This window comes from Ensifer sp. B1-9, from assembly GCF_050474445.1.
Classification (GTDB): Bacteria; Pseudomonadota; Alphaproteobacteria; order Rhizobiales; family Rhizobiaceae; genus Ensifer.
In genome coordinates this window covers 14104-36952 of sequence record NZ_JBCHVG010000020.1, presented here as the reverse complement: position 1 = coordinate 36952, position 22849 = coordinate 14104, and the positions used below count along the sequence as shown (strand labels likewise).

Sequence of the window (22849 nt, the reverse complement as noted above, 5' to 3'; positions counted from 1 at the left end):
CTATCTTCTCATAAGTATTTACGGGCGGCAATACTCTAATAAATTGACAAAATCCGAAGTCGTCGCAAACACTAAACTTGGTAACAAATTTTTTTATCGCTGATTTATTTCTTTATGTTGCCAGCAGATAAACAAAAACCCCGCTTGCGAGGCGGGGTCTGGTCTTCGTCCCTAGTCCCGAAATCCGGGTTTCAGGCAGCGAGGGCGCGGAGCTCTCGGGCCGTCATCGCCTTGGACGGCTGGGGTGGTGTCCAGGCGTCGATGATCTCAGCCATGGTCGGCAGCTCGGCAAACCGTGGCAGCTCAAATTCGTTGACGAAGATTGGGTCGCCTCCGGGGGTCTGCGTCATCCAGTCGGCATAGATCGCGAAACCGTCCAGGTCGTCGCCGCGTAGTCGGGCGGCCTTGAGGACGAGGGGAGGGAGGCCGATAATCGGATTGCCGTCTCCCTCGTCGATCGTTGTCGTCGGGTTGGCGGCTTCCAGTTTCCAACCGTCAGCGTCTCGGCGGGCCTTCACGAAAATGCCGCGGCCTTCGGTGTGGGTGTCGGGGGCCGTCCAGTAGGCGAGCGCGCCCACGGTTTCCAAGGCGGTGATCCCGGCCTTCGTCAGGCGGGCTTCAATGGCGGCGATCTTGCGGGCGAATGCGATGGTCATTGGTGATCCTGTTCGGGTGAGTGTTGACAATTAGGCGGCCCGTCGGCTCTCGGCTTCCAGTTCTTCGAGAAAGGCTTCCGCTTCGTCCTCCGTGACGAAGGTGTCGAGAACGCGCCATGCAGCGGCCAACTCGTAGGCAGCTCGGGTGCCTTTGTCGGAGCGAGCGCTTCGAATGAGGGCTTTGATCGTCTTCACTGGAAAGCCCTCAAGGGCGGCAACAATCTCGTTGATTTTCTCTTCGTGGGTCATCTGGTGGTTCTCTCCCGGTGTTCTTTTTGTCGGCGGCAGTGGGGAGGGCTTGACGTCCTCCCCGGGTGTTGGCGGCTTAGGCGGCTTTCTTCCTCCGCTTCCTCTTGCTGTTGAGGTAATCGAACCACATGTTCTCGCGATATGCGTTCGCGATCTCAGCCATCTGATCGGCGTCGCCGTAGGCCAGAACCTTCCAGGTATTGTCGTCCGTCGTCATGCCGGACATGGTTGCCCGCACGGTCTCGCCTTCGGGGTGGCGGAGCGCTTTGATCTCGATCGCCCACTTGTCGTCGGGTCCGATGTTGTGAGTTACTTCCATTCTATAGGCGGTCAGCAGTTCGGCGGCGATCGCCTTGAGTTCACCGTCTGCGGTGTGGGATTGGACGCGGGCCTTGGCCTTGTGCATCGCATCGGCAATCGAGTGGATCGCCATCTTGCCGACGCCACCCTGTCTGACATGGAGGCGGGTCGTCTTGTCGAAGTGAACGGTGAACACGCAGGGCGAAACGTATCCCTTGAAGTCGAAGAGGGCGTCTGAGTAGGTCTTGATGTCGGTCATTTCTGATCCCCTATTTGGCGTTAAGTCGTTGATCTCCTTAACTGTTCTTATCTTCTCATGCGGCCTGATCGGCGGCAATCAGAATATCGCAAAATCTGTTTACAATTCAGAGACTTAAAGGGATTTCCCGCGCCAATTCAGCAGATGTAAACATATAATTTTTTCTGCCAAAGGAAGGGGCATGACGGCATAGAAAACCGCATGATTTGGCAGGGCGCGGTGGAAGATCGAATGACGGGCGGGCAGGGCGATCCTTGCACTTGCGCCCGACTGTGAGGCTTTAGCCGAACGAAGGAAACGGCCCCACGCTCCGGCCTTGCGGCTCTGGCGCGGACGGAAGAGGCGGGGGAATAGGGACGAACAGTCCAGGCGCGGCGCAGGCGGTGCGGCAAAACATCCGCCACATCCCCGCAGCCTTTCCCTAATACCCTAAAAAAGCAGATCGTAGGGTAGCGTATCTAAAAGCTACGCCTTCGGCTCGTCGCCAAGCCCCTTGGAAATATCCCTCGCCACCACGACGAGATTCCAAGCGAGTTCATGAGATGCAATGAGGTGATCCAGCAAAGGAGCTGAGAACAGCACGTAGGATTGAGCGTGGTCCGCCTGAACGCCGTCCTTGCTGGAAAGCTCCAATCCAATTGCAGACATACGCCTAGCGGCCTCTGTGGCCTTGTGGAGCAGCTGCGCCAACTCGTCGGCCTGCTGAACGAGCAAAGAAGAAAGTTCGCCGCGATCCAATCGGGCAAGCTCTCGATCCTGCTTCCATTTTTCCATATCGACAACCGTCATCATGGGGAGGCTCCTATGCCGGGAAGTCGTGGAAGTCCGGCAGCTCGACGAGATCAACGCAGTTGTCGCCTCCCCGGTTTTCGTTCTTAGCCGCCAAGTCGAGGGCGCACGTGGCCTGCATGATCAGACCGACGGCCTGATTGAGCTTCGCATTGGCGTCGAGCATCAGGCGATAGGTGTCCGCGTCGATGGTGTCCAGGTTGCCCACTGCGTAGTTATGGACCTGCTCGGTGGAGATGATCACTTCGAGACTGGTCTTCCCGATCTCGTGCATCATCGTCTCGATCTCGGTTGCGTGGGCAAGCCCGGTCCAAGTCGCCACGGCCACCTGACGGGCGTGCAATCGGTCTGCCAGGTTGATGACATTGCTTTCCATAGGCGGTCCCTTTTCAGGCTGCATTCAGGAGATTGTCGATGTGTGCGAGGCTGCCGCGCATAATGACGGCGAAACCCTGTTTCTCGAATTCCGAGTTCAGTTTCAGAGGCTCTCCACCAGTCGTTGCCGACTGCGTTTCAAAAGCCTTCCGGCTGTCGTTGTAGGTGAAGCCGCCGAATTGCCTCGCAATCGTGCGAATGGTCGTCTCATTCGGCGTTCCACCAAGGCTCTCGAAAGCCTTCCCATCGACGATCGCACGGAACTCAAAAGCGCCTTCACGGGTCTGATAGAAAATGACTTCGAGAACCCTCATCAGCGCCTTCCAACTCAATACTCGCAGCCCCTATAAAATAGGACCCAACGGGTTATCTAGTCAACTGTGATTTTTGCAAGCCAAACCCACTAACTGGCTGGAAAAAATCACAAATTCAGGCTTTCGTTAACTGAATTTGCAGATACCCGGAAAAATTGAATCAGGACCAGCCGAAAACCGTTGACGAGTGGAATCGAGCCCGGCACGGTAAAACCCGTTTTTATAGGCCTTGGCCCTCCCTAATCCCGATGGATTGCGGAGCAGAGAAGGGAGAAATGACATGACCAGACTGCTGATGGTCCTCGGTCTTGTCGCAATCAACCCGCTTGCATGGGGTTGGTATGGTGGCTTCAAGGCGAACGCCGAATGGCAGGCGCAGGGCGTCAAGGAAGCGCGGGAGCGGAACTATCCCGTCGTCTGTGGTGCGTATTTCGACACCTCCCTGTGGGAGCGTTGGACAACGCCGCGCTGGTGGGAAGCCAGCTGGTGCGAAGATTACAAGGAGCGCCTGTGATGAGAACACTGATCATGCTCGGCCTGCTGGCCTTCAATCCGATCTCCATGGGTGTGTGGGGCGGCGTAGCGTGGCGGAACGACTTCAACGCTTCGCTGGCGAAGGCGTATGCCGACCGGAACTTCCGTGAGGAATGCCCGCGCTACAAGGCGGCGTCCACGTGGGAACGGTGGACCGATCCCCGCGTCAACAATCTCGGTTGGTGCGAAGACTACCTGGAGCGCATCTGATGAGAACTCTGATCATGGTCGCCCTGCTGGCCTTCAACCCGATCACCTTGGGCGTCGTCGGCGGTGTCAGTTGGCAGCGTGATTTCGACGCCTCGCTTGCCAAGGGCTACGCCGAGCGGAACTACGCTCGGGTCTGCCCGGAATACAAAGCGGCGTCCACATGGGATCGCTGGTTTGACGGCAACATCCGCCTGATCGGCTGGTGCGAAGATTATCTGGATCGCGTGTAAGCGAGCCGCAGAAGGGAAGGGGTCTCATCATGGCAACCAATGCAGAAGGCGTCGTCGTTCTCGGGTTCTTCGCGCTGATCTCCACGCCCATCGTGGCTGGCATGATCGCGACGAACGACTTGCAGCACCGGGCCGTCGTTGAGGTGCAGGAGCGCATCTTCGTGACGGCCTGCACCAGCTACAAGGAGGCGACGACTTGGGAGCGTTGGACCACTCCGGTCTATTGGAAATTCGGTTGGTGCGAAGACTACCTGCACCGCATGTAAGGGAAGGGCATCGAAGATGAACGCAGTCGGCAATCTGATCCGTGGCACCGCCGCCCTCGGCGCTCTCGCGATCCTCACGGGCGCGGTCGTCCTGAATCCGCTCGTTACGGGCTGGATGGGCGGCTACGTCGCCAACGCGAAGTTTCAGGAGCAGGGTGTTGAAGAAGCCCATGAGCGGTATTTCCGCACCCTCTGCACGGACTACTACAATGCTTCGTATCTCGAGCGTTGGACGAGCCCCCGGCACTTCGGCAATGGCTGGTGCGCGGATTACAAGCACCGCCTCTAAGGGCAAACCTCGAAACGAAAGGGTGGCAAATGTCCGAACTTCCCGACAACATCAAGGCGCTTCAGGAGAAGTTCCGCCCTCGTTTCGAGGCGCAGACGGCCCGCATGGCGTCTCTTGCGGCAGCCTCGCTCGCGGCCGAACTCGCCAATGCCGAGGTGACCCACGACCTTCCCATTGAAGAGGGCCTCGCCCTCCTTGCCGCCGAAGCGGAAAAGAACTCGTAGTCCCGCCGCACGGCCCTACCACCACCTGAAACCCGCCCGACGACGGCGGGTTTTCGATTCTTGGAGCGACAACATGACCGACGACGAGAAGACAGCCCGGATCAGAGAATTGAACGACGAGCTGCGGACCAAGGGCCGAGCGCTCAACGGACGGGTCGTCGTCATGGGCGGCCTCACCAATGATGACCGCGAGAAGCATCACCGCGTCTTCGAAGCCGTCGCCAAGTTCGACGCATGGACGACGGGGGACGATCCCTATGGCGAGCACGATTTCGGCAAGGTGGAGGTCGAAGGTGAAGCTTTCATCTGGAAGATCGACTACTACGCTATCGGAGACGAGGCCCATGGCTCTGAGCATCCGGAGGACGCCAACGTGACGATCAGGGTGCTGACGCTCATGTATGCGGAAGACTACTGAGGATTCGGAATCTGACCACGGCCGACATATATTCGGTGGCGCTGACAGTATCGAGTAGCGCCATGGCCAAAACCCCGAGATCGAAGCCACTGCTGCGGGACACCGACGCGCCGATCCGCTCCCGGCCGCGCAAGCCACGCGATCCGGCGCAACCCCGTTTATTGCTCGATCCGATGCCCGCCCGGGTGGAACCCTGCCTCGCCCTGCTCAAGCCAAAGCCGCCGCATGGTCCGAGGTGGTCCTACGAAATCAAATGGGATGGCTGGCGGGGAGCGATCCACATCGAGCCGTCGGGCGTGGTCCGCATCCTCACGAGGAGCGGCCACGATTGGACACGCCGTTTCCCTACTATCGCGGAAGGGGCGAGGGGGCTTGGTCTTGCCTCCGCGATCATTGACGGCGAGATCGTCCGATTCGATGAGCAGGGGAGGTCGGATTTCAGCCTCCTGCAGCAATCTCTTGGCGGCCGCGGCGGCAAGCATCCGGCAACCGATGTCGCCTTCGTCGCGTTCGACCTGCTATATTTGGACGGCCAGGACCTCCGAACGACGGAATTGGAAGTCCGCCGACACAAACTGCGGGAGCTGATCCCGGCCGACGATCCGGTGATCCGCTTCTCCGAGGATTTTGAGATCGTCCCCGGCGAGGTCGATGCCGACGACCTCTTCACCGTGGCCTGCCTTCATGGCCTTGAGGGCATAATCGCCAAGGATCGGAATTCGATCTACCGATCTGGCCGCCTCGGGGATTGGTTGAAGATCAAGTGCATCCAATCCGACGCCTTCATGATCGTCGGCTACGAGCCGTCCATGGGAGCCTTCGGCGGCTTCGCGTCGCTGCTGCTGGCTGCGAGGAAGGGCGACGACCTGGTGTATGTCGGGAGTGTCGGCACAGGCTTCAAACAACGGGACGCCGAACGCCTCCGGGTGCAGATGGACAAGCTGCCATGGAAACGGAAGGCCCCGCCCGTCCCGTATTCCGGCAAGCGCAAGGTGGTCTGGCAGCAGCCGACACTCATTGCCGAGATCGAATATCGTGGGTGGACGGCCGACAACAAGCTGCGCCACTCGTCTTATAAAGGACTGCGGGAACGGCAAGAAAACGCGGATGTCTTCGAGATCAAAGAGTAGGAGTCTCTTTGCTCAATTAGACTTGCTGACCCAATCAGGCCCTGGACCGACAGGGAACTTCCATTCATAGCCCGTTTTGGCTCTGAGCCGACCGAGTATTTTCTGGAGGCGTTCGTGCATGTGTGCGTCGAGGAAGGTCACCAGTTCGCCCCACTCGTCTCTTCCACCCACGTAAAGACCTAAGCTCATCTGCAAATTGATGCGAATTTCGGTGTCGTCAAAATCAAACCGGACGCCACTGCTGATCGTGTCATGACCGCCGTTGTGAGCATAACGCTGGTGGCGCATCTCGATGAGATCGTCGTGAACAGCCTTTAGGTGGGCAGGTATCTGGTCCTCTGCGACGCCACTCGCGCCATTCCCGCTTACGAATAGACGAGAGTAAGTGACAACAAACGCGGTCGTCAGCATTTCTTGCTCCATCAGAGCCTCGGTCGTCACATCGAAATTGGCATTCCGTAGGCGATGGTAGATGTAGCTAAGGCTTGCCGTAGTCGGGATAGCGTTAACCAGCCTGATCAGGCCTTTGATGTCGTTGTCTGCGATCTGCAAGATATTGCTACCCTGCTGCTTACGGGCTTCAACGGCTTCGAGATACTCTGGTGGCAGATGTTTGAAGAGCTCTTCGGGGACGTAAACATATTTGTCGTCTTCCCAAATTACTGGCGGTGAGTTTTCCATTTCTATACACCTGTTGCTGCCGCCGCGGAAATCGCATAACGCGGATTATGGAACATTTTCAACAAGTTAGCGATTCCGCCGACGAAGGCGAAGTTAAATCCAAAGCACCAAAAACGCCAGTGCGACACCAAAAAAGAAACCCGCGCCGGAGATCAAGACAGCGCGGGTTTGAGGTTGGCCGTCCGAACGACCTTGGGGGATGTGGGGAGGAGAGGAAAACTCAACCCACAATCAAAGTGTGCTCATCGGCTCTGCCGGCGGCAATCGATATTTTCGCCATCAGGCAAATTGCAACTCGGCCACGATCAGAAGCAATGAAGGCGGCAGGACAGCAGTATCCATTTCCAGGAACTCGCCTTCCGCCATGGCCAACGAACCGCATCGACAAACTTCAACCACGGGACATTATTTGTCCCGTCAGGATTTTCTTCATTATGGGAGTTGAAATCGCCCGGGGCTGAGCATAGATTTCTATCCAGGCCACAAGAGCTGTGGTCGAGAGGAGCTTCCTATGAGCGAGACTTGGAGCACCATTTCGAAGCATGCCGTAATACGCGCACGCCAGCGCGGTTACAGCCGACACGACATCACGTTCGTGATCGAGCATGGCACTGAGGTGCCGGACGGCTTCTTTCTTCGTGAGAAAGACGTCCAGTCGATGATTCAGCGCAAGGAGCTGCCGAGCAAGAGGCTCGCAGAGCGGGCAATCAAGCTCGCCGGCACCTTCGTTCCGATGACTACAGACGGCTGCGCCGCGTCCGTGTATCGCCCGTGCGCGCGAAAGTGCAAACACCTGCTCCACGGTCGGTATAGCGCCGGTCGTTCGTATAAAAGAAAGGGACGCCAATGAACGACAATTTGAGCAGGGCCGAAGTCGAAAAACGCTGGCGACAGTTCTGGGATGATCACAGGGATTTCGACCCGCCTTGCGTCCGAGCTATCTTGCACGACCTATTGGAACGCTTGCCATTCGTGTTTGACTATGACGCCGTGCGAGAAGGCCTCATAAGCATGGTGAAAGAAAGCGGGGCTGAGCTTCCATCTGATATCGACGGTCTAAGCGTGGATGAGCTGCCGGTCACTTCGCTGGCGAAGCTGCCGATTTACCGCAATTATCTGGCTTTGCGCGCCTACGCATTTTACGGCCTGAAACTGGACGACGCCGATCTCGAACCCCAAGATTGGGAAGCATTCGTCGAGCAAGAAGATTTGGCAATGCTCCCTCCACAGTGGCTGCGGGATGAGGACTTCAAACGGTCCTTTGCGGCAGTGCGGGCTCGCCAAAAGCTGGATCACCCGGAATGGCCAGTAGGCCTTACGGCAGACGAACTCGCTGCGCTGGCGGGCGTGAGCCGCAAGAGCGTCCTGAATTTGCTAGCGCCCAAAGGCGGTGGGACTTTCGACACTAGAGCAGACGGCAGCATAGGTGTGGAGAGCGCTCGGCTTTGGCTGGAACAGCGGCCCGACTTTCGGCCGTCAGTATGGCACCTTCAGGAAGAACTCGCTCTCCGGCGTCCCGATGAGGAGGATTTCATCGACGGCATACCCGTTTGGGTCCCGGTGGCGAAGGACGGAACATGGTTTTCGCCGGAGCATGCAATGCCTGACGGACTCTTCTACGTCACCTGCGCCAAACACAAGGGGGAGGAAACGTTTGAGGACTACTGGGAAGCACTTCGCTTCCTCAGCCGGGCGGCCTCGCCGCGATGGCGCTGCCTTAACGAAGCCGGCCAATGGTACCTGAAACCCGCAGCCCATTGGGACAGGAAGACACGGCAGGAAATTGAAAGCCTGATTGAACAGACAGAGGAATAACGATCGAAGAGGAGGAAGGCATGAACAATAATAAAGGTATTCCGGACCAGTTCGTCTTCACCAAAATGCAGACCGACGCGGGTGAGGATATCCACGCTATCCGTAACCGCAAGGAACTGGAGCGGATGGCGGGCGGCACCTTCTGGTGGGGCATCGGCGAGTCAAAGGGGCGTGCGATCGAAACGATGCGTCGCACGGTCTCTCATCCAGAAGCGCTGTTCAGCCTGATGCCTTCGCGTCCCAGTCCCCAATCGCGCGAGCCAGGAGAAGTGTTTCTCTGGCAATCGTTCCGAACACCGCAGGGCGAGCGTCCCTTGCCGCCTCATGTCATCGTGATCTCCGGAGGCACTAGAAACGGCACGCCTAAGACGCGCTACCATGCGCTCGTCTGTGCAAGCCCTTCGTCGATTCTAATGAATGGTGGCGGGAGGATCGACGCAGCGAAGCTGATCAACATCGGAGAGAGTGGGCGGCCCGTCGGCTCCTCGCAGGTTACCGCGGTCGTCAGGCATTCTTCAGGGACCGCCGTCTTGGGCTCGCGCCCTTACGAAATCGCCGCGCGCGCTACGCTTGAGCCGCCATTCTTCGCCGACCTGACAAACCCCCGAACGCTGTCGGCTGCGGAGCTCCGATTGCTCTACGACGTCGGGGGTGGCGGCAAAAACGTTGAAGACTGGCTCGCTGTCACAAAGCAGTTGCGACATCTCTAAAGTAGTGCAGGAAGATCAATACGGTTGGCTGCTGATCCTCAGGGATATTTCGGCTGGACAAAACGGCCTCGGATTGCTGGCGTGCGGCCTTCAGCTCGACTTCATCCGGGCTTTCAGGAAGCGCTCTAACGGGGCGGACATGCGCCATCACGAGGCTGCCAATGCATCTCGATGGCAACGAGAACATCGACTTCGACATGCTCGCTTCGGCGATCGACAGCAACGGCCATTATGAGATCGGAAACATCCAGCTCGTCTGGAGCTGGAGAGCGCGAAGGATCGGTTTGCATGGGGCGAAGTCGACATCGAGCCAGAGGCGGCACCTTGAATGCGAGTCACTCATGCATTTTTCACTGATCGCAGCTTAGCAGCTTCGCGCTGATGATCTTCCATCCTCTGCTGCATCAGCAGAAGTTGAAGCTTTGCCCGTTCAACCTTCCTCTCTTCGAGGCGTGCACGTCGGCTGTCTCGCCACGTGCAAAACCAGCCGAAGATGACCAAGGCTGGAAGGATACCTCCCATCCAAAGCGGCACTCGAAGGTAGCTGTGGGCAGCGAGTACAATTAGGCCGTAACCGCCGATCACAATAACCCCGGCAATGGCCTTGGTGATTATCTCATGGGCGGTGACTGGGCGGCCTAGAAAAAGCTGGCCCAGAAGTCCGCCTGTGAAATTAAGAATACCCATGGCGATCAAGACGGCGAGCGAAATCGTGATGATCCCGATCCCCATGACCAAGTAGACAACTAATATCATTTGCGAGCCCCGAAACACGTGAATGCATTAAGCAGGCCCGGAGTGGGCGGACACTTAATGATTCTGCCGATCGACGGGGAAATTGGTTAGCGGGGTAACCAAATGCTTATCTACGCTGATAAAATGCCCTCTTACGCCATCAGGCAAATTGCAGGTCGGCCACGATCAGCAACAACGACGGCGGCAGGACAGCCGCATCCATCTCGAGCGCCACCCCGATCTCTCCCAAGGCGGCCCACAGCTCGGCCGGGGCATTCGGATCGTCGGGAGAAAGCCAGCGGCCTGCACCCTCAGACGAGAAGCCGGAATCATGAATGACACGGGCGATCTCGTCGGCGCGATCCTGCTCCATGTTCTCGGGAGTGGTGACAGCAAGAAGGTATCGGCCGCCGCCCTGCTCGGCCCAAGAAAGCTCGGTGATGTTCATTCTGGCTTCCTTCCGATTTTCTCGCGCTCGATCGCTGCGGTGATGTCTTCTTCGGGTGGCAATCCGTGTTCCGCCCTGATCCGGGCGATCCGCATCGTCTGCGCGCGATCCCATTCCATAAGTTGCTCAAAAACCTCTTCGGAGGGCATACCTTCGTTCGGCGGAATTCGGGAGGCTTGCTCTTGCTCCCATGCCGCCGCCTGGTCGGCCGACATTTCGCCGCGGGCGATCCGCAACATGACCTCCTGCACGTCCTCGGGGACCTCGTAGCCGGATGGGCGCGAGTTGGCGACGGCATCCGCAACGATCTGCTCGGGAGTCGGATCGAAAGGCTTACGCGACATCAGAATCTCCGTGATCGACGCCATAGCCGATCTTCTCGAGCTCGTCGGTGATACGATCCCGGCCGTCTGGACGCGGCTGCTCGGCGCTGACGAAGTGATCCGGCGTGTGGGCCGTGTATCCGGCCTTCTCGAGCGCCATGGTGATCTCTTCGATTTCGAAGTCCCAGAAGCCCTTGGTGCGAAGCAGGAATCCGACGTCTTCGGTGTCCGACCAATCGAGATGAACGGTTTTCATGATCAGTCTCCAAGCTCGCGATAGTGGCCGTCGAGGACGATCCCGCAAAGCCTGTCGGGGACACCTTCGACATAGAGGCCGTTTTCGACAAGCGCGATCTTGAGGACGAGATCGCGGGTCGCCGTGATCAGCTGGCCGTCGTTGTTGAGGATGACCGGGAAAACGTAGCTGCAAACACGATCGTCTTTGGTGTCGTAGGTCGCCACGATGAAGGCGGCAAAGCGCTTCCCGATCTGCGGCCTGTCGAAGATTTCGAGGCTGCACTGATAGGGCCCCGAGCAATTGGTCGTCCAGGAGCCGTCGAAGGCCGTCTCGATGCGATCTCCCCCGCCTGCGAAGGCAAGCGAGGGGAAGAGGGCGAGGGCTGCGAGGATGGGGAGCGCTTTCAATGAACGCCGCCCTTCATAATTTTGTCGACGGTCGCAATCGCCATCCATGCGGGGATATCTCCTCTATAGACCGCCTCAAGAACCGACATTACCGTGTTGAGTTCGCCTTGGTGGTTGAGGCGATCTGCGGCGGCGGCATTGTTGATCTTCTCAATCTGCCCACGCAACGCCGCGCTAACGGCCTGCTCCTGCTTGAGCTGAACCGCAAGCTCTTCCAGCTGCGTAGCCGCACCCGCGGCCCTTTCGACAAGCGCCGGATACTCTTTGATCTGGCGGAAAGGGTTGTTCGTCATTTCGTGGCTCCTGCCTGATTATCGGTGTGTTGACGTGGGACGGCCTAAGCCGCCGCGTCCGTGTCATCGTTGGCGGCGTTCTGCTTCGGCACTCCGTAAAGCTCGCGCATGCGATCCTTTGCGATCTGGTCGGCTTTCTCGGCGTGGGACAGCGCGGCCAGCAGCTCGAGGCGGACAGTTTCGGGAACGTCGGCCGCCTGTGCCTGCGAAAGCAGTCCGCAAGCCGTGCTGATGATGTCGGCCATCGCGCCGCGCATCTGGCGAAGGTCGGAAAGCTGTTCTGCGATGTGCTGCCGGGGGAACTTCGTCGTCGTCATGCTCTGCTGTCCTCTGTTCTCGGTATTAGGGGAGAAGGTCTTTCGGGGCTGGAAACGGGGAAGCTCAAATGCCGACTAGGGTGACGGCCCGCCTGCCCGCTCTCTGATCCAGTCCATGGCCCGCTGCGCCTCGGCCGCCGCACGGTAGAAAGCCCGGTTGTCCGACTTCAAAACCTTGATCCACGAGGCGATATATTCCGGATGACGAAGGTCGCCTTGCACGCCGAATTCCAGTGCGAGGAAGGCTGCGCAAAGCTCGGCAATCATCTCTTCGAAAATGTAAGCATCGTCTCCGAACTTCCGGCCGAACTGGCGGTTAAGTCGGCTCTCGTGGCCCGTGCCGTGGCCGCCGATCTCGTGAAACGCCGTCGCCTTGTAATGCGCCAGACTCTCGAAAGATTCGGGGACGGGCATCGTCACTGCGTCGATGTCCGGACGATAGATCGCCTTGTCGCCTCCGTGGCGCAGCGTCACGCCGACGAGCTGCGCGAGATCGACAATCTCGCTCGGGATTTCCGACGGCTTCGCCAGCCCCGGCAGATCGATCTCGATGCCTTCGACCTGAGCCAGATTGAAAACCGTGTAGCCCTTCAACACTGTGCGCTTGATCTTGCCGTCGGCGTTGGCCCTGCCCTCTTCCTCGGCCGTCTTGGGATTGGCTTCGACCTGCGACTTGAAGAACACATGCTCGCCCTTGCTGCCCTTGATGATCGAGCCTTTCAGCTTCCGCACCTGATTGAAGGTGGCGAACGCCGGAACGGGCCAGCCACGCTCCACGCAAGCGATGTGCAGCATGATCGTATTGACGCCCCGGTAGACGGCGGAGTTGGAGAAGTTCATCGGCCGCGATGCCACGGCAGGAGCATCGGAATTCCACGGCTTCGCCCATGCGGCCACACCGCGCGCGAGGTCGGCAAGGATGCGGTCTGTGATGAGTTGGTAGGGTGATTTGAAGCCGTTGCTCATGCGCGGTAACTCCGAACAGATATTTCGAATGCCGCTATAAAATAGGACCCATTGGGTCCCTTGTCAACGTTTTTAGATTACCTGAAAAGTATCTTCGATCGCTTGGTTAACAGACTGATTAGCCAGTGAATTATTAGGCTGCTGGGCTATTGACGGCCGGAATCGAGCCCGGCACAGCTTATCCCTAATACCGACGCATACCAGGAGCGCAGCGCATGGGTTTCACATCGAAATGGTATATGGCCGATCCTCACTTCGGCCATGACGCTGCCCTGCATTGGGAAAACACTCCGCGGCATTTCGGATCGACGGAAGAGATGGACAAGGCCATCATCGATCGGGTCAACGAGCGCGTCGCTGAGAGCGATCTGCTCTTCATCCTCGGGGACTTCGCCGTGTCGAACGATCCCGAGTATGTCGCCCATGTCTTCCACTCGCTGCGCGGTCGGAAGGTGTTGATCCTCGGCAACCACGACCTCGATAAGAAGGGGAGCTTGAAGGCTGCCCTCGCGGGCCTGCCGTGGGACGTGCCGCCCGTTCATGCGATCGAGACGAAGGACGGCGGTCAGCGGCTGTATATGAGCCACTACGCCCACCGCGTCTGGCCTGCCGGGCACTACGGCAGCTTTCACTTCTACGGGCATAGCCACGGGGCGATCCCGAATGTCGGCCGCTCCCGTGATGTCGGGATCGACTGCCCGGATATGAATTTCGGGCCTCGTCGCTTCGAGCAGCTGATCAAGGGGATGATGGAACTCGAGGGCCGTGAGAAACACCTGATCAGCAACGAGATCGCCGTGCTGATGGAAGACAAGTCGATTGAGCGCCCCGCCCTCGCCCGCCTCTGCCGGATGTCGGAAGCCGAGCTGGATCGCCTTCTCGATACCGACGTTCAGACGGTCGAGATCGGCACGCTGCGGGTGGTTCTGGCCGCCATCAAGGGAGCGGAATGATGATGGACGCAAGCGACTTGAGAGCGAAGTATCCCCGCCTTGTCCCCGATCCCTTCGTCTTTGAATGCAAGGCAGGATGGCTCGAGCTGATCGAGGACTTCCTTCGCGTCGTGGATCGCGTCCTCCCGGCCGATGCCTCCTTTCGGCTCCAGCAAGTAAAGGAGAAGTTCGGTGGTCTGCGGATTTATTATGGCATCGACAGTGTTGTTCCGGACGATGTTTGGGCAGAAGTCGGGGAAGCCAATCTTCGCGCAGAAGCCCGCAGCGAGCATATCTGCGAAACCTGCGGAAAGCGTGGCCGCATGAGCAATCGTGGCGGCTACTATACCGTCGTCTGCGAAGAACATGCCGACGAAGATGGCCGCCTGGCAATCCCAATCGAGCCGGAAAGCTTTTCGAGGATCGGCGGCAAGAGCGGCGGTTGGCGTCGATATGACTTCGAAACGGACGCTTTCGTGCCGTGCGATCCCCCGGAGGGTTGGTGATGATCGATATTGAAGCTGCTGCCGAACGCCTCGGTGTGTCTGCGCTCTACCTGCGGAAGATCATCGACGTTGGCGATGTGGTGCCGTCGGTCCTTCGGCTCCACGAGGGCGAGCTGTGGCACAAGGAAACGGAAATCCAGTTTTCGGAATCCGATCTCGAAGCCTTTGCGGCCGAGATCAGGGAGCGCCGCTTCCATCATGTATTCGAGCAACACGGCTTTGTCGTCCCGACCGATGCCAAGTTTGCCTGCGGCAAGGGTTGGGAGCGCGTGATCCGCAAACTGGCCACGGAATTGAGTGCGATCCCCGGCCCGCCTCCGCGTTTTTCGGGCGGCAAGGAGAAGTTCGGCTCGTTTATCGCCTTCGTCAGCTGCGAGGACGATCAGCGCGAGGATGTCCGGGTGCTGGTTGAGGCCGCCCGCAAGCAGTCCCTCAGGTTCTGCGAAGAATGCGGCGATCGCGGCCGCCTGCGAATGGGCGTCTCGATTGCAAAGACGACGTGCGACCGACATGCCCACCTCGCGGCTCCCTTCCGGGATACCGACGGGGAAATCATCGATCTGCCTCCGACTGGTGGGCCGATCTACAAAGACGGCCGACAAGGGCGCTATGGCGAGGGAACTGAATAATGCCGACTGTCGCAGCCATCGTTTGTTTTTCGGCCTTCGCCTGCATGCCGCAGAAGGTTGTCGTCGTGGACGGTGACACGATCATCGTGCGGGGGGAGCGTATCCGTATCGAGGGCATCAATGCGCCGGAACTCAAGGGCAAGTGCCACGAGGAAAGCGTCCTCGCCCGCCGAGCTCGTTCCCGTCTCATGGAATTGATCGAGGCGGCCAAGATCGACATCGAGCGCAACGGCTCCGACCGATACCGTCGGACACTTGCCTCTGTCACCGTCGGCGGCTCGGCCGTGGGTGATGTCCTCATGCGTGAAGGCCTCGCCCGAAAATGGGTGCAGCATTACAACGGCCAGCAGGAGCCATGGTGTCAGGCTGATGTGGGCCAAGCCCTGAAAGCGTGGAACTAAATGATGACTGACAAGAAGCTCTCGCTCGAGGAACTGATGGACCTGGCTCACGGGCAACTGGATGCGGTCGTCAAGGGTGAGGCCCATTTCGACGGCGAGACGTCCATGGCCGTGGAGGCATTCGTGCAGCGCTGGCAGGACTTCGACAAGGAGCTGGCGAAAACCGACGGCGGCAAGCCCTAAGCTCGGTATTTCATGCGTGAACGATCGGCAAATCGGCTAGCCGTGTCGTATATCGAGGCGATCTCATGCTGGCTTTCGTCTCGAAGGGGCGCTTGAAGCCTTCTGACGCGAGAATGAGCGTCTTCCTCCCCCATCGATCGTTCACGGCATCCAGCGCGGCCGACAGCCTGCCGGAACGCTCTTGCTCGTGGGCGAACAGGTCCACAGGGGCAAGCTCCTGCGGCACTAGGTCGTCAAGGATCACGCCGGATTTCGTGTAGGCAAAACCATTGCCGTCCCTATCACCCTTCCACGCTTTCGCCGCACAGGCGAGCGCGGCCTGAACAAGAGCCATCGTAGAGTTCGACGGCGGGGACAATCTGGCCGTCCTCGAGGCACTGTCCCGAGGCGTGTTGTTGAACGGATTGGTGTGGAAAAAGACGGTCATGTGGCTGGCGACAAGGCCATGGTTGCGCAGCTTCTCGGCCGCCCTCGTCGCGTGGGCCGTGACCGCCTGCTGAAGGACGGCAAGGGTCGTCATCGGCGCTCCTGCCGATCTGGTGACGGCCATGCCCTTCCGAGTAGGCTCCACGTCCACGAGCTCGATGCAGCGCAAGCCGTTCAACTCGGACACGGTGCGCTCGAGCACAACAGTTCCGATCTTCCGTGCAAGCGGCAGGGGCATGTCCCGCAGCTGCGCCACGGTATTGATGCCGATCTCGCGTAGCTTGGCCGTCGTCCTCGATCCAACGCCCCAAACCTCGGAAACATCGGTGCGGGCCATGCAGTAGGCAGCGATCTCCGTGTTCATCAGGTCGGCCACGCCGTTGAAGACGGGGTTTTTCTTCGCAATGAAGTTGGCGAACTTCGCCATGGTCTTTGTCGGCCCGATCCCAACGCAGGTCGGGATGCCGACATTCCTGCGCACCGTCGCCCGCATCTCGGCCGCGTGGTCGAGCATCCGGCCGCCAAAGCCGGACAGGTCAACGAACGTCTCATCGATCGAGTAGATTTCCGTTCGTGGGGAGAAGTCGGCAATGGTGGCAGCCACGCGCCGGGAGATGTCGCCGTATAGGGAATAATTCGAAGAGAACAGCCGAATGCCATGCTCTCGAGTTTTGTCCTTGAAGTGGTGAGCAGGCTCGCCCATGCCGATCCCAAGGGCTTTCGCCTCCGGGCTGCGGGCCACAGCGCAGCCGTCGTTGTTGCTGAGGACGACGACAGGCTTGCCCCGTAGGCGCGGGTCGAAAAGCTGCTCGCAACTGACGTAAAAATTGTTGCAGTCGATAAGGGCAATTGGCTCGGCCATGGCTATTCCACGGGATAGCGGCGGGCGATCCCGGCGACGACGCCCCAAATCTCGGTGCTTTCGAGAACGGGGATCGGCGGATAGTTTTCGTCGGATCGCGCCTCGAGCCATAGACGCCCCTCGCGGCGGGTGAGCACTTTCAGGGTCATCTCGCCGTTATGGAGGGCAAGAACGGTGCGACCTGGCACTACCTTTCCGGCCCGATCTATGGCGACGAAATCGCCGTCGAGGATGCCTGCGCGATTCAAGGAGTTGCCGGAAACTCGATACCAAAATGTCGCCGTCTCGTGGCGCACCATCCAAGCAATCAGGTCTATCGGGTCTTCGAGGTCATCGCCTGCAGGAGAGGGAAAGCCTGCTGATATGCGTAATCCGGCCGTCCGCACTTCGCGCATGATGTAATCGACGGATACAGGTTCGACTGCCGACAGGGCATATGTCATTGGACGGCTCGGCGTTAGGAAGCTATTTTTGTTCTCATTATGTTCTCGCCCGCTACCGAGTCAACAGGACTCTCCACCGCCATAAGCTAGGGAGATTGCCAAAGCAGCGAAACGCCCCGCCTGAGGCCGACGTTGCGCCAGGCAGTGCATCCAAGCATCATGCGACAGGCCATCGCGGTGATTGACTTCACGGCAACGGTCACCAAGCGTCGACCTTGTTAAGGTCGGCCAGCGGATAAAACGTTTCGAGGGTTTCGCCGTCAATCTGCGGGAGGACGAGCTGTTCGTAATCGAAAAGTGCCCTGCCATTTAGATGCAGCGCCCCCATCTTACGGTTTGGCCAGAAAACTCCAAACTCCAGCGTTCTAAAAAATGGGTAAATTTTTAAGAGTTGCGGTGCTCCACCTATTGGGCCTTTGAATATTCCATGACGATCTGTGAATGAATGGTCGCCGAGCATGCTCGCAAGCGCGCTGAAAGGCTGCATGTCAAACCGTTCCGCGCCACCGTAGTCGATGAAATTGGAGAGGCGTTCAAAGAATTGGGGCCGCAGATCACCGATGATTGCGAATTGACCTGCTCTATGTAGGCTAGGACTGTATTTCTTAGGGAAGCGGGCCGACGCCGCTACAAAGCCCTTAGCACCGCCATCATATTTGATGCGGCTAATCACTGGGCGTTTGAGAATCCAGGAGTAAGCACCGATCAAAAACGACGTTTCCATCAGTTCGTTTCGAAGATCGACTGGATTGATGTAGGCTTCAAGAAAGCGGTTCGTTAGCGCTGCGAAACGCCGCGGCAACTCTGACCCGTCAATGGCTCGATCGATATTCTTCTTGTATTGGCGCACATAGCCGACAAACTGATGAATGATCGGGTAAGCTAAGAGGGTGCTACCGCAAAAGCCGACTGCAGCATCTTCTCGTGGAAGCGGGAAGACTTTTTGGCAGACGTCGATGTTGCCTCCCCCGGAAAGGCGGCTATCGGAACAGAATACAAGTTCTGAGCCGCTCGGTAGTCTTCGCTCCCATGCAATCGTTATCGTCATGACGAAGAACGGTATCGGTGTGAGGCAGACGACAAGGGAGAATCAGCGACCGCTGGTTCCCGTTTTCCTTCCATAGCTTCTGCTCTTCGAGCGCAGGCGATCGCTACATCTTTGTATGCCCCGAGGATCAACATGCAATGGATAACCATTTCGCAGTTGTAGTATGTTGCAGCCTCACGACCCACCAGACCATGCGCGATCTGGTTGCGAAGGTTCATGCCGCGCGCATCCGCGAAGATCGCGCGTATCCAGAAATGGATATCCTCGCCCACTTCGGCCCTCACCTTCTCCATGGAGAGTAGATCGCCGAGGTTCATGGAGACTTCCCAGCCCGACTGTCCACGCTTTTCCTTGGTCACGGACTCGCCGAGTCTCCGCGCGACATTTCGAAAGGCGTCTTCGACCTGCGGGACCAGAACGAAGATGCTCTTCACGTAATCGCCATCGAGCCAAGCTTTCACGCCCGCAACCAATAGAGGGAAGTCGGAGAAAAGGGATGACCGCTGCATGAAGGCGGCGATTTCCTCTGCAGAAAGAGAATGTCTTTCGACGGCTTCTTCCAATGCTTTGCAAAGGTGCAGCCTGTTGAATTGCCGCGAAAAGTCGGCGTGACGATAGAGTGGCCCGTCTGCGTCGTCGTCACCGCCGACTTGAGCCGCGACGTGATCGTCTGCGATGACCGACATCATGATTGCCGCCATGAGCGGCGATGTCTCAGCGCTTCGCTCGGCTTGGTGCCTCAGCTCCTGTTTCGGGACTATAAAATGGGCGGCTATGTTGAAGAGGGACTGCTGCCAGTTTGCTTCGTCGAGAATTGCCTCGACGTATTCCTTAACCTCCGACTTTTTGAATTCGTGCGAAAAGCTGAAGGACTTCATCTCGGATGCGGAGTCCCGGATGGCTTCCTCACGCTCCACCTTTAATCTATTCAGGCGGTCAGCTTCGCCCGCGCGCCGAGCGAACTCGGCGGCAGTCTGCAACCAAGCCATGGCCTGCATACGCGACCCGGTGCTCGCAATCTTCTCGAAAGCTTCGCTGACCGCGATCCCAACGCGTTTTACGCTGCCAAAATCCTCACCTGATGAATAAAATGGCAGAAGGCGGCACGCGACCCGTTCCGCGCTGTGCGGATCGAGCGTCTCCTCGGCGGTGCACCGAGCGAAGAGCTTCTCCAGCCCTGCGATCATCCCGTTTTTATCGTCGCCCGTTAGACCGCATTTCCGATTGGTGGTGAGTGCTTCGTAAAGTTGAATCCACCACCCATCCTGATCGACTTCCACATGGAAGCGCTCGATCATCATTCCTTTGGCAGTCGCAGTCCTATCATTGTCGCGGATCGACGTAGACAGTTGAAGCGCACGCTTCAGCGCCTCGACGTCATCGTGATCATCTGCGTTGCGACGATCAGAAACACTGGCGAGATAGCTGTCGATGGCGATGTGAGCGAAGCGAATGTCCGCACGCCGATCGGCTGCCTTGCGGCTCAGGTCCCAGACTAGGTCCGCATAGCGGGCCTTCAATACGGGGTTCGTCAGGTTGTCGGCACGCTGTTCCCAGTGATCGACGATGTCGGGCGTGATGTCTCTGGGGTCAGGCGAGTAAGAGACATTCCCATCTTTGTACTTCCACGAGCCCATCGGGCCAAAATAGGTATTCCAAGGCAGGTGGTCTTCCTGCTCTGCCTGGAGAGCGAACGCTACGAGATCAGCCCAAGCGTCCCCGCTAGGCGTCTTCTCTTCAAGCTTGGTGCGAGCGCTGGAGAGCGCCGCCTGCACCGTGTGGGTGTCAAGTGGTTCCATCTGCTGATCGAACTCGACGATGACCACTTCGATACTTTCCGGCACCTGCATCCTCTGTCTCCGTCCTCAGCCCCTCGGGTTTATGTGTAGTTTGCGGACCTCGGCGGTCTCGGCCGTATAAATCATCAACCAGCAGGCAGTGCCGCCGATTTTTCTTTTTCAGACACGTGCCGCCTTTTGATGATACTCACGACCTCCGAGAAGTCGCCGTTCTTCATTGCCCAGACTTCGACCGTCACGGCATTCTTGAGGCTGCCGATCATTTCCTCTTGCGACGGCTCTTCGGGTCTCACTTCCTCCGGCTCGTTGCGGGCGTAATCGAAAAGGCGGTTTACCTTCGCCTGCAGAAGCGCGGCGTCATAGAGCATCTCGGCCGTCTCGATCGGCTTGGGCTTCTTGGCCCCTATGAGACGCGCATGCTGCACTTGATACCAGGAAACAAGGTCGAAGGTCTTTTCGGCCTCCTTGGTGTCGATATGTTCGATGACGGCCTTGAGCGTGTTGGTCGCACCGACGGGCGCGGTGGGCTTGTCCTCGCTGGATACGAGATGGCTGCAAGATTCGCGGACGTATTTGCTCATTTCGCTCAGGGCGTCGGGCATTTGCGCTCGGGCCGCCAACTTCTTGCGAAGCAGCTCATTCTGGTGACGCGTCTCGTCTCCACGGGTCTGCTTGCGCATCTCGTGGACGGTCCACAAGGCTGCACCCAGCGCGAGGACAGCGCTGATGAGCGTTTGCCATTCGGAAATTATTTCGGAGACAGCTTTAAGGGTCATGGGCGAATCCGTGCGGTTTTCTGGCCCAATGAGCGCGACCACGGCCTCGCCGTCAAGTTGAAGGCTCAAATGCTGTCTAGGGTGACGATGAACGCTCACCTTTCCCGTCGTCGGTCTTGAATTCTCACCGATTCTCGAGGTCCCAGTTGTAGCGTAGGCTGACGATCCAGAGCAGCGTGCCGACAGCAAAGGTGATGAAAGCGACCAAGATTGCACCTGCGTTCAGCACAGCGCCGACAAACAGCAGCACGAATATGTAGATTGCTGTCCCGATCTCAGCGAAATCTCCCATCTTGCCATGATCCTGTAGGAGTATCCGCATCACCGTCGGAGGACCCGCAAATGCCGCCACTACATAAACGGTCCAAAAAATAATGACGATCATTGGTCCCTCGCGCCGTCAAAGTTGTGTGGTGGGTCGATAAGGCGCGAGATGCGCCTAAGGCGTCCTGTAGGCGTCGAGTTCCGCATGCAGCGTCGCGGCACTCGCCTCGATGGCGGCGATGTCGTCAGCGATTAACCGATAGAGCGGGGTCTGGTCGCCGGGGGTGCGCGCCTCAAGGTGCTGCGCGACATACTTGATCGCCGCGATGGTTTCCTCAAACCGATTGTGCAGAACGGGTTCGTGGTGCGCGAGGCGGTTGCGCGACTGGTAGACGATCTCGAGATTGTCGGCCACGTCCGAGCGCTTCACCCGCTTATTGGGGAACACCTTCTTGAGGGTCGGCCGCCAAAGCGTGTGTTCGTAATCCGGGCCGCATAAACGCTTCCAGATGTAAAAGGTCAGCTCGGCGATGATTTTGCCATCGGTGACCTGGAGATGCGCGCGGCGTAGCTTTGAACGTCGCGTATGCGGCAGGTTGGCGGGGCGACCATTGGGAAACGCGTGCGCGTCGAGCGCGTGTTTGTCGGCCTGCGCGAGCTTGGAGTATTCGGCTCGACGGGCACTATCGAGAGCCTGCGCGATCTTGCTCTCCTCGCTGTCCTTCCATCTGAAGGGCGCGGGTGGGTCCAGAAGCCATCCGGGCTGGCCAAAATGCTGTCCGAGATTGTCGCAGATCGAGTTCCGCAACGCGATCTCGATCACGGCGATGATGTTCATCAAGTCAGCGCCGAGGCGCAGCGTCTTTTGATGAAACTCGATCGCGGCCCGGGAGTTGCCAGTCAGCTCGTGCAGCTTGCCCAGTCTCTCGGGCGATAGAAGTTTGGTGATCTCCGCGAGATCGGCATCCTCAATCGGCATTGACGCTCCCGTAATAAATACCTATATTCAGCCTCGAAAAGTCGAGATCAGATTGGCAGTTTGCCCTCGGGCATTACGAATCCTCGACTTCCCAAAAATGGAAAAAGGCGCTCTTCGGGGCGTCTTTTTTCGTTTCAATCTAAGGGAAAGATTCGGGGCAACACAAGCCTCGGTCGTGAGAAAGCTGGGAGCCCAGCGATCAGCACGGTAGACCCCACAATGAGAAGGCTCTCGGCGGCATGTCCTTGGGGACTTCGGCGGCCTCGGGCTGATAATCCCGGTTCTTCCTGATCCGCTCGATGTGGTCGGCGGGGCATCCCGATCTCGGCCAGGTCGTCCACGAGCCGCAGGGTATCGTCCGTCTGATCATACCAAAGGAAACCCTTCGAGGTTTCCCGGCCGAGCGTCCGTGCGGGCCTCGGTGG

At 58.4% G+C, this 22849-nt stretch carries 39 protein-coding genes; 16 read left to right on the top strand and 23 right to left on the bottom strand.

What is annotated here, in order from left to right; all coding sequences use genetic code 11:
• Window positions 1-191: 191 nt before the first annotated feature.
• The 6 genes from ACQ5BM_RS30015 to ACQ5BM_RS29990 all read right to left on the bottom strand — a co-directional run bounded on the left by ACQ5BM_RS30015 (window position 192) and on the right by ACQ5BM_RS29990 (window position 2942).
• Window positions 192-656 (bottom strand): hypothetical protein, encoded by a 465-nt coding sequence (locus ACQ5BM_RS30015; protein ID WP_429819146.1) that lies wholly within the window; start codon window positions 654-656, stop codon window positions 192-194.
• A 30-nt stretch (window positions 657-686) separates the two neighbouring features.
• Window positions 687-905, bottom strand: coding sequence for a hypothetical protein (locus ACQ5BM_RS30010; RefSeq protein WP_429819144.1), 219 nt, complete (start codon window positions 903-905; stop codon window positions 687-689).
• A gap of 76 nt (window positions 906-981) precedes the next feature.
• Window positions 982-1464: a hypothetical protein gene (locus ACQ5BM_RS30005; protein ID WP_429819142.1), complete on the bottom strand. Its 483-nt coding sequence runs from the start codon at window positions 1462-1464 to the stop codon at window positions 982-984.
• A 465-nt stretch (window positions 1465-1929) separates the two neighbouring features.
• On the bottom strand, window positions 1930-2256 hold the full coding sequence (locus ACQ5BM_RS30000) for a hypothetical protein (RefSeq protein ID WP_429819140.1): 327 nt from the start codon (window positions 2254-2256) through the stop codon (window positions 1930-1932).
• Between the two features lie 10 nt (window positions 2257-2266).
• Complete coding sequence (locus tag ACQ5BM_RS29995) at window positions 2267-2629, bottom strand: hypothetical protein (protein ID WP_429819138.1); 363 nt, start codon at window positions 2627-2629, stop codon at window positions 2267-2269.
• Between the two features lie 13 nt (window positions 2630-2642).
• Entirely contained in the window at window positions 2643-2942 is a 300-nt protein-coding gene (locus ACQ5BM_RS29990; protein ID WP_429819136.1) for a hypothetical protein, read from the bottom strand.
• A 280-nt stretch (window positions 2943-3222) separates the two neighbouring features.
• On the opposite strand from ACQ5BM_RS29990, the gene ACQ5BM_RS29985 reads away from it, so the two are divergent.
• The 8 genes from ACQ5BM_RS29985 (at window position 3223) to ligD (ending at window position 6243) form a co-directional block, all read left to right on the top strand.
• Window positions 3223-3456: a hypothetical protein gene (locus ACQ5BM_RS29985; RefSeq protein ID WP_429819135.1), complete on the top strand. Its 234-nt coding sequence runs from the start codon at window positions 3223-3225 to the stop codon at window positions 3454-3456.
• A complete protein-coding gene (locus ACQ5BM_RS29980) occupies window positions 3456-3686 on the top strand; it encodes a hypothetical protein (protein ID WP_429819133.1) in 231 nt (76 codons plus the stop codon). The genes ACQ5BM_RS29985 and ACQ5BM_RS29980 overlap by 1 nt, the downstream gene beginning before the upstream one ends.
• Window positions 3686-3916 (top strand): hypothetical protein, encoded by a 231-nt coding sequence (locus tag ACQ5BM_RS29975; protein ID WP_429819131.1) that lies wholly within the window; start codon window positions 3686-3688, stop codon window positions 3914-3916. Before ACQ5BM_RS29980 ends, ACQ5BM_RS29975 begins: the two co-directional genes overlap by 1 nt.
• A 29-nt stretch (window positions 3917-3945) precedes the next feature.
• On the top strand, window positions 3946-4182 hold the full coding sequence (locus ACQ5BM_RS29970) for a hypothetical protein (RefSeq protein ID WP_429819129.1): 237 nt from the start codon (window positions 3946-3948) through the stop codon (window positions 4180-4182).
• Window positions 4183-4198: 16 nt separating this feature from the next.
• Complete coding sequence (locus ACQ5BM_RS29965) at window positions 4199-4471, top strand: hypothetical protein (RefSeq protein WP_429819128.1); 273 nt, start codon at window positions 4199-4201, stop codon at window positions 4469-4471.
• A 29-nt stretch (window positions 4472-4500) separates the two neighbouring features.
• Window positions 4501-4695: a hypothetical protein gene (locus tag ACQ5BM_RS29960; RefSeq protein WP_429819126.1), complete on the top strand. Its 195-nt coding sequence runs from the start codon at window positions 4501-4503 to the stop codon at window positions 4693-4695.
• A gap of 73 nt (window positions 4696-4768) precedes the next feature.
• Window positions 4769-5113, top strand: a complete 345-nt coding sequence (locus tag ACQ5BM_RS29955; RefSeq protein WP_429819124.1) for a DUF3768 domain-containing protein — start codon at window positions 4769-4771, stop codon at window positions 5111-5113.
• Between the two features lie 62 nt (window positions 5114-5175).
• Entirely contained in the window at window positions 5176-6243 is a 1068-nt protein-coding gene (gene ligD / locus ACQ5BM_RS29950) for a non-homologous end-joining DNA ligase (protein ID WP_429819122.1), read from the top strand.
• 12 nt (window positions 6244-6255) lie between these two features.
• Here ligD and ACQ5BM_RS29945 read toward each other — a convergent pair whose 3' ends face one another.
• Window positions 6256-6924, bottom strand: coding sequence for a hypothetical protein (locus tag ACQ5BM_RS29945; protein ID WP_429819120.1), 669 nt, complete (start codon window positions 6922-6924; stop codon window positions 6256-6258).
• Between the two features lie 511 nt (window positions 6925-7435).
• Between ACQ5BM_RS29945 and ACQ5BM_RS29940 the strand changes: the two genes are divergently transcribed.
• Genes ACQ5BM_RS29940 through ACQ5BM_RS29930 form a run of 3 tightly spaced genes read left to right on the top strand, consistent with a single transcriptional unit; the run spans window position 7436 to window position 9449 of the window.
• On the top strand, window positions 7436-7774 hold the full coding sequence (locus ACQ5BM_RS29940; protein ID WP_429819118.1) for a hypothetical protein: 339 nt from the start codon (window positions 7436-7438) through the stop codon (window positions 7772-7774).
• The gene (locus ACQ5BM_RS29935) at window positions 7771-8739 is read left to right on the top strand and encodes a hypothetical protein (RefSeq protein WP_429819116.1); all 969 of its coding nucleotides are present in this window, start codon (window positions 7771-7773) and stop codon (window positions 8737-8739) included. The genes ACQ5BM_RS29940 and ACQ5BM_RS29935 overlap by 4 nt, the downstream gene beginning before the upstream one ends.
• Window positions 8740-8759: 20 nt before the next feature.
• On the top strand, window positions 8760-9449 hold the full coding sequence (locus ACQ5BM_RS29930; RefSeq protein ID WP_429819114.1) for a hypothetical protein: 690 nt from the start codon (window positions 8760-8762) through the stop codon (window positions 9447-9449).
• On the opposite strand, the gene ACQ5BM_RS29925 is transcribed toward ACQ5BM_RS29930, so the two are convergent.
• The 9 genes from ACQ5BM_RS29925 to ACQ5BM_RS29885 form a co-directional block, all read right to left on the bottom strand.
• Complete coding sequence (locus tag ACQ5BM_RS29925) at window positions 9424-9648, bottom strand: hypothetical protein (RefSeq protein ID WP_429819112.1); 225 nt, start codon at window positions 9646-9648, stop codon at window positions 9424-9426. The genes ACQ5BM_RS29930 and ACQ5BM_RS29925 overlap by 26 nt on opposite strands.
• A gap of 140 nt (window positions 9649-9788) precedes the next feature.
• Window positions 9789-10205: a hypothetical protein gene (locus ACQ5BM_RS29920; RefSeq protein ID WP_429819110.1), complete on the bottom strand. Its 417-nt coding sequence runs from the start codon at window positions 10203-10205 to the stop codon at window positions 9789-9791.
• Between the two features lie 139 nt (window positions 10206-10344).
• Window positions 10345-10632 (bottom strand): hypothetical protein, encoded by a 288-nt coding sequence (locus ACQ5BM_RS29915; RefSeq protein WP_429819108.1) that lies wholly within the window; start codon window positions 10630-10632, stop codon window positions 10345-10347.
• Window positions 10629-11000 carry a hypothetical protein gene (locus ACQ5BM_RS29910; protein WP_429819106.1) on the bottom strand — a complete coding sequence of 124 codons (372 nt, stop codon included), beginning with the start codon at window positions 10998-11000 and terminating at the stop codon, window positions 10629-10631. Before ACQ5BM_RS29910 ends, ACQ5BM_RS29915 begins: the two co-directional genes overlap by 4 nt.
• Window positions 10966-11211 carry a hypothetical protein gene (locus tag ACQ5BM_RS29905; protein WP_429819104.1) on the bottom strand — a complete coding sequence of 82 codons (246 nt, stop codon included), beginning with the start codon at window positions 11209-11211 and terminating at the stop codon, window positions 10966-10968. The genes ACQ5BM_RS29910 and ACQ5BM_RS29905 overlap by 35 nt, the downstream gene beginning before the upstream one ends.
• A 2-nt stretch (window positions 11212-11213) precedes the next feature.
• Entirely contained in the window at window positions 11214-11600 is a 387-nt protein-coding gene (locus ACQ5BM_RS29900; protein ID WP_429819102.1) for a hypothetical protein, read from the bottom strand.
• Complete coding sequence (locus ACQ5BM_RS29895; protein WP_429819099.1) at window positions 11597-11893, bottom strand: hypothetical protein; 297 nt, start codon at window positions 11891-11893, stop codon at window positions 11597-11599. Before ACQ5BM_RS29895 ends, ACQ5BM_RS29900 begins: the two co-directional genes overlap by 4 nt.
• Before the next feature lie 44 nt (window positions 11894-11937).
• A complete protein-coding gene (locus tag ACQ5BM_RS29890; RefSeq protein WP_429819097.1) occupies window positions 11938-12210 on the bottom strand; it encodes a hypothetical protein in 273 nt (90 codons plus the stop codon).
• Window positions 12211-12285: 75 nt separating this feature from the next.
• Entirely contained in the window at window positions 12286-13176 is an 891-nt protein-coding gene (locus ACQ5BM_RS29885) for an ArdC family protein (protein ID WP_429819095.1), read from the bottom strand.
• Window positions 13177-13493: 317 nt separating this feature from the next.
• On the opposite strand from ACQ5BM_RS29885, the gene ACQ5BM_RS29880 reads away from it, so the two are divergent.
• From ACQ5BM_RS29880 to ACQ5BM_RS29860, 5 genes are read left to right on the top strand one after another with little or no spacing between them, the layout of a single operon-like run.
• A complete protein-coding gene (locus ACQ5BM_RS29880; RefSeq protein ID WP_429819093.1) occupies window positions 13494-14129 on the top strand; it encodes a hypothetical protein in 636 nt (211 codons plus the stop codon).
• Window positions 14129-14614, top strand: a complete 486-nt coding sequence (locus ACQ5BM_RS29875; RefSeq protein WP_429819091.1) for a hypothetical protein — start codon at window positions 14129-14131, stop codon at window positions 14612-14614. Before ACQ5BM_RS29880 ends, ACQ5BM_RS29875 begins: the two co-directional genes overlap by 1 nt.
• Window positions 14614-15243 (top strand): hypothetical protein, encoded by a 630-nt coding sequence (locus tag ACQ5BM_RS29870; RefSeq protein WP_429819089.1) that lies wholly within the window; start codon window positions 14614-14616, stop codon window positions 15241-15243. The genes ACQ5BM_RS29875 and ACQ5BM_RS29870 overlap by 1 nt, the downstream gene beginning before the upstream one ends.
• The gene (locus tag ACQ5BM_RS29865) at window positions 15243-15644 is read left to right on the top strand and encodes a thermonuclease family protein (protein WP_429819087.1); all 402 of its coding nucleotides are present in this window, start codon (window positions 15243-15245) and stop codon (window positions 15642-15644) included. The genes ACQ5BM_RS29870 and ACQ5BM_RS29865 overlap by 1 nt, the downstream gene beginning before the upstream one ends.
• A gap of 3 nt (window positions 15645-15647) precedes the next feature.
• Window positions 15648-15827: a hypothetical protein gene (locus tag ACQ5BM_RS29860; protein WP_429819086.1), complete on the top strand. Its 180-nt coding sequence runs from the start codon at window positions 15648-15650 to the stop codon at window positions 15825-15827.
• 10 nt (window positions 15828-15837) lie between these two features.
• Here the strand turns inward: ACQ5BM_RS29860 and ACQ5BM_RS29855 are convergent, their stop codons facing one another.
• From ACQ5BM_RS29855 to ACQ5BM_RS29825, 7 genes are all read right to left on the bottom strand, one after another.
• Complete coding sequence (locus ACQ5BM_RS29855; protein ID WP_429819084.1) at window positions 15838-17226, bottom strand: Y-family DNA polymerase; 1389 nt, start codon at window positions 17224-17226, stop codon at window positions 15838-15840.
• Complete coding sequence (locus ACQ5BM_RS29850; protein ID WP_429819082.1) at window positions 17118-17558, bottom strand: LexA family protein; 441 nt, start codon at window positions 17556-17558, stop codon at window positions 17118-17120. Before ACQ5BM_RS29850 ends, ACQ5BM_RS29855 begins: the two co-directional genes overlap by 109 nt.
• Before the next feature lie 199 nt (window positions 17559-17757).
• Window positions 17758-18606: a hypothetical protein gene (locus ACQ5BM_RS29845; RefSeq protein ID WP_429819080.1), complete on the bottom strand. Its 849-nt coding sequence runs from the start codon at window positions 18604-18606 to the stop codon at window positions 17758-17760.
• The gene (locus ACQ5BM_RS29840; protein WP_429819078.1) at window positions 18603-20456 is read right to left on the bottom strand and encodes a DUF4209 domain-containing protein; all 1854 of its coding nucleotides are present in this window, start codon (window positions 20454-20456) and stop codon (window positions 18603-18605) included. Before ACQ5BM_RS29840 ends, ACQ5BM_RS29845 begins: the two co-directional genes overlap by 4 nt.
• 74 nt (window positions 20457-20530) lie before the next feature.
• A complete protein-coding gene (locus ACQ5BM_RS29835; protein ID WP_429819076.1) occupies window positions 20531-21250 on the bottom strand; it encodes a hypothetical protein in 720 nt (239 codons plus the stop codon).
• A gap of 55 nt (window positions 21251-21305) precedes the next feature.
• Window positions 21306-21566: a hypothetical protein gene (locus ACQ5BM_RS29830; protein ID WP_429819073.1), complete on the bottom strand. Its 261-nt coding sequence runs from the start codon at window positions 21564-21566 to the stop codon at window positions 21306-21308.
• Between the two features lie 54 nt (window positions 21567-21620).
• On the bottom strand, window positions 21621-22424 hold the full coding sequence (locus ACQ5BM_RS29825) for a hypothetical protein (RefSeq protein WP_429819071.1): 804 nt from the start codon (window positions 22422-22424) through the stop codon (window positions 21621-21623).
• Between the last annotated feature and the right edge of the window lie 425 nt (window positions 22425-22849).

What these genes read in the sequence shown, in the direction of transcription:
- ACQ5BM_RS29965 (WP_429819128.1), top strand. Translation starts at nt 4,199, where the DNA reads ATGAACGCAGTCGGCAATCTGATCCGTGGCACCGCCGCCCTCGGCGCT.
- ACQ5BM_RS29990 (WP_429819136.1), bottom strand. Translation starts at nt 2,942, where the DNA reads ATGAGGGTTCTCGAAGTCATTTTCTATCAGACCCGTGAAGGCGCTTTT.
- ACQ5BM_RS29910 (WP_429819106.1), bottom strand. Translation starts at nt 11,000, where the DNA reads ATGGCGTCGATCACGGAGATTCTGATGTCGCGTAAGCCTTTCGATCCG.
- ACQ5BM_RS29955 (WP_429819124.1), top strand. Translation starts at nt 4,769, where the DNA reads ATGACCGACGACGAGAAGACAGCCCGGATCAGAGAATTGAACGACGAG.
- ACQ5BM_RS29905 (WP_429819104.1), bottom strand. Translation starts at nt 11,211, where the DNA reads ATGAAAACCGTTCATCTCGATTGGTCGGACACCGAAGACGTCGGATTC.
- ACQ5BM_RS29830 (WP_429819073.1), bottom strand. Translation starts at nt 21,566, where the DNA reads ATGATCGTCATTATTTTTTGGACCGTTTATGTAGTGGCGGCATTTGCG.
- ACQ5BM_RS29975 (WP_429819131.1), top strand. Translation starts at nt 3,686, where the DNA reads ATGAGAACTCTGATCATGGTCGCCCTGCTGGCCTTCAACCCGATCACC.
- ACQ5BM_RS29890 (WP_429819097.1), bottom strand. Translation starts at nt 12,210, where the DNA reads ATGACGACGACGAAGTTCCCCCGGCAGCACATCGCAGAACAGCTTTCC.
- ACQ5BM_RS29925 (WP_429819112.1), bottom strand. Translation starts at nt 9,648, where the DNA reads ATGTCGAAGTCGATGTTCTCGTTGCCATCGAGATGCATTGGCAGCCTC.
- ACQ5BM_RS29850 (WP_429819082.1), bottom strand. Translation starts at nt 17,558, where the DNA reads ATGACATATGCCCTGTCGGCAGTCGAACCTGTATCCGTCGATTACATC.
- ACQ5BM_RS29940 (WP_429819118.1), top strand. Translation starts at nt 7,436, where the DNA reads ATGAGCGAGACTTGGAGCACCATTTCGAAGCATGCCGTAATACGCGCA.
- ACQ5BM_RS29970 (WP_429819129.1), top strand. Translation starts at nt 3,946, where the DNA reads ATGGCAACCAATGCAGAAGGCGTCGTCGTTCTCGGGTTCTTCGCGCTG.
- ACQ5BM_RS29870 (WP_429819089.1), top strand. Translation starts at nt 14,614, where the DNA reads ATGATCGATATTGAAGCTGCTGCCGAACGCCTCGGTGTGTCTGCGCTC.
- ACQ5BM_RS29895 (WP_429819099.1), bottom strand. Translation starts at nt 11,893, where the DNA reads ATGACGAACAACCCTTTCCGCCAGATCAAAGAGTATCCGGCGCTTGTC.
- ACQ5BM_RS30015 (WP_429819146.1), bottom strand. Translation starts at nt 656, where the DNA reads ATGACCATCGCATTCGCCCGCAAGATCGCCGCCATTGAAGCCCGCCTG.
- ACQ5BM_RS29845 (WP_429819080.1), bottom strand. Translation starts at nt 18,606, where the DNA reads ATGACGATAACGATTGCATGGGAGCGAAGACTACCGAGCGGCTCAGAA.
- ACQ5BM_RS29935 (WP_429819116.1), top strand. Translation starts at nt 7,771, where the DNA reads ATGAACGACAATTTGAGCAGGGCCGAAGTCGAAAAACGCTGGCGACAG.
- ACQ5BM_RS29880 (WP_429819093.1), top strand. Translation starts at nt 13,494, where the DNA reads ATGGACAAGGCCATCATCGATCGGGTCAACGAGCGCGTCGCTGAGAGC.
- ACQ5BM_RS29860 (WP_429819086.1), top strand. Translation starts at nt 15,648, where the DNA reads ATGACTGACAAGAAGCTCTCGCTCGAGGAACTGATGGACCTGGCTCAC.
- ACQ5BM_RS29945 (WP_429819120.1), bottom strand. Translation starts at nt 6,924, where the DNA reads ATGGAAAACTCACCGCCAGTAATTTGGGAAGACGACAAATATGTTTAC.
- ACQ5BM_RS29825 (WP_429819071.1), bottom strand. Translation starts at nt 22,424, where the DNA reads ATGCCGATTGAGGATGCCGATCTCGCGGAGATCACCAAACTTCTATCG.
- ACQ5BM_RS29865 (WP_429819087.1), top strand. Translation starts at nt 15,243, where the DNA reads ATGCCGACTGTCGCAGCCATCGTTTGTTTTTCGGCCTTCGCCTGCATG.
- ACQ5BM_RS30000 (WP_429819140.1), bottom strand. Translation starts at nt 2,256, where the DNA reads ATGATGACGGTTGTCGATATGGAAAAATGGAAGCAGGATCGAGAGCTT.
- ACQ5BM_RS30005 (WP_429819142.1), bottom strand. Translation starts at nt 1,464, where the DNA reads ATGACCGACATCAAGACCTACTCAGACGCCCTCTTCGACTTCAAGGGA.
- ligD (WP_429819122.1), top strand. Translation starts at nt 5,176, where the DNA reads ATGGCCAAAACCCCGAGATCGAAGCCACTGCTGCGGGACACCGACGCG.
- ACQ5BM_RS29915 (WP_429819108.1), bottom strand. Translation starts at nt 10,632, where the DNA reads ATGAACATCACCGAGCTTTCTTGGGCCGAGCAGGGCGGCGGCCGATAC.
- ACQ5BM_RS29875 (WP_429819091.1), top strand. Translation starts at nt 14,129, where the DNA reads ATGATGGACGCAAGCGACTTGAGAGCGAAGTATCCCCGCCTTGTCCCC.
- ACQ5BM_RS29920 (WP_429819110.1), bottom strand. Translation starts at nt 10,205, where the DNA reads ATGATATTAGTTGTCTACTTGGTCATGGGGATCGGGATCATCACGATT.
- ACQ5BM_RS29855 (WP_429819084.1), bottom strand. Translation starts at nt 17,226, where the DNA reads ATGGCTCGAGGCGCGATCCGACGAAAACTATCCGCCGATCCCCGTTCT.
- ACQ5BM_RS30010 (WP_429819144.1), bottom strand. Translation starts at nt 905, where the DNA reads ATGACCCACGAAGAGAAAATCAACGAGATTGTTGCCGCCCTTGAGGGC.
- ACQ5BM_RS29930 (WP_429819114.1), top strand. Translation starts at nt 8,760, where the DNA reads ATGAACAATAATAAAGGTATTCCGGACCAGTTCGTCTTCACCAAAATG.
- ACQ5BM_RS29980 (WP_429819133.1), top strand. Translation starts at nt 3,456, where the DNA reads ATGAGAACACTGATCATGCTCGGCCTGCTGGCCTTCAATCCGATCTCC.
- ACQ5BM_RS29840 (WP_429819078.1), bottom strand. Translation starts at nt 20,456, where the DNA reads ATGCAGGTGCCGGAAAGTATCGAAGTGGTCATCGTCGAGTTCGATCAG.
- ACQ5BM_RS29995 (WP_429819138.1), bottom strand. Translation starts at nt 2,629, where the DNA reads ATGGAAAGCAATGTCATCAACCTGGCAGACCGATTGCACGCCCGTCAG.
- ACQ5BM_RS29885 (WP_429819095.1), bottom strand. Translation starts at nt 13,176, where the DNA reads ATGAGCAACGGCTTCAAATCACCCTACCAACTCATCACAGACCGCATC.
- ACQ5BM_RS29960 (WP_429819126.1), top strand. Translation starts at nt 4,501, where the DNA reads ATGTCCGAACTTCCCGACAACATCAAGGCGCTTCAGGAGAAGTTCCGC.
- ACQ5BM_RS29985 (WP_429819135.1), top strand. Translation starts at nt 3,223, where the DNA reads ATGACCAGACTGCTGATGGTCCTCGGTCTTGTCGCAATCAACCCGCTT.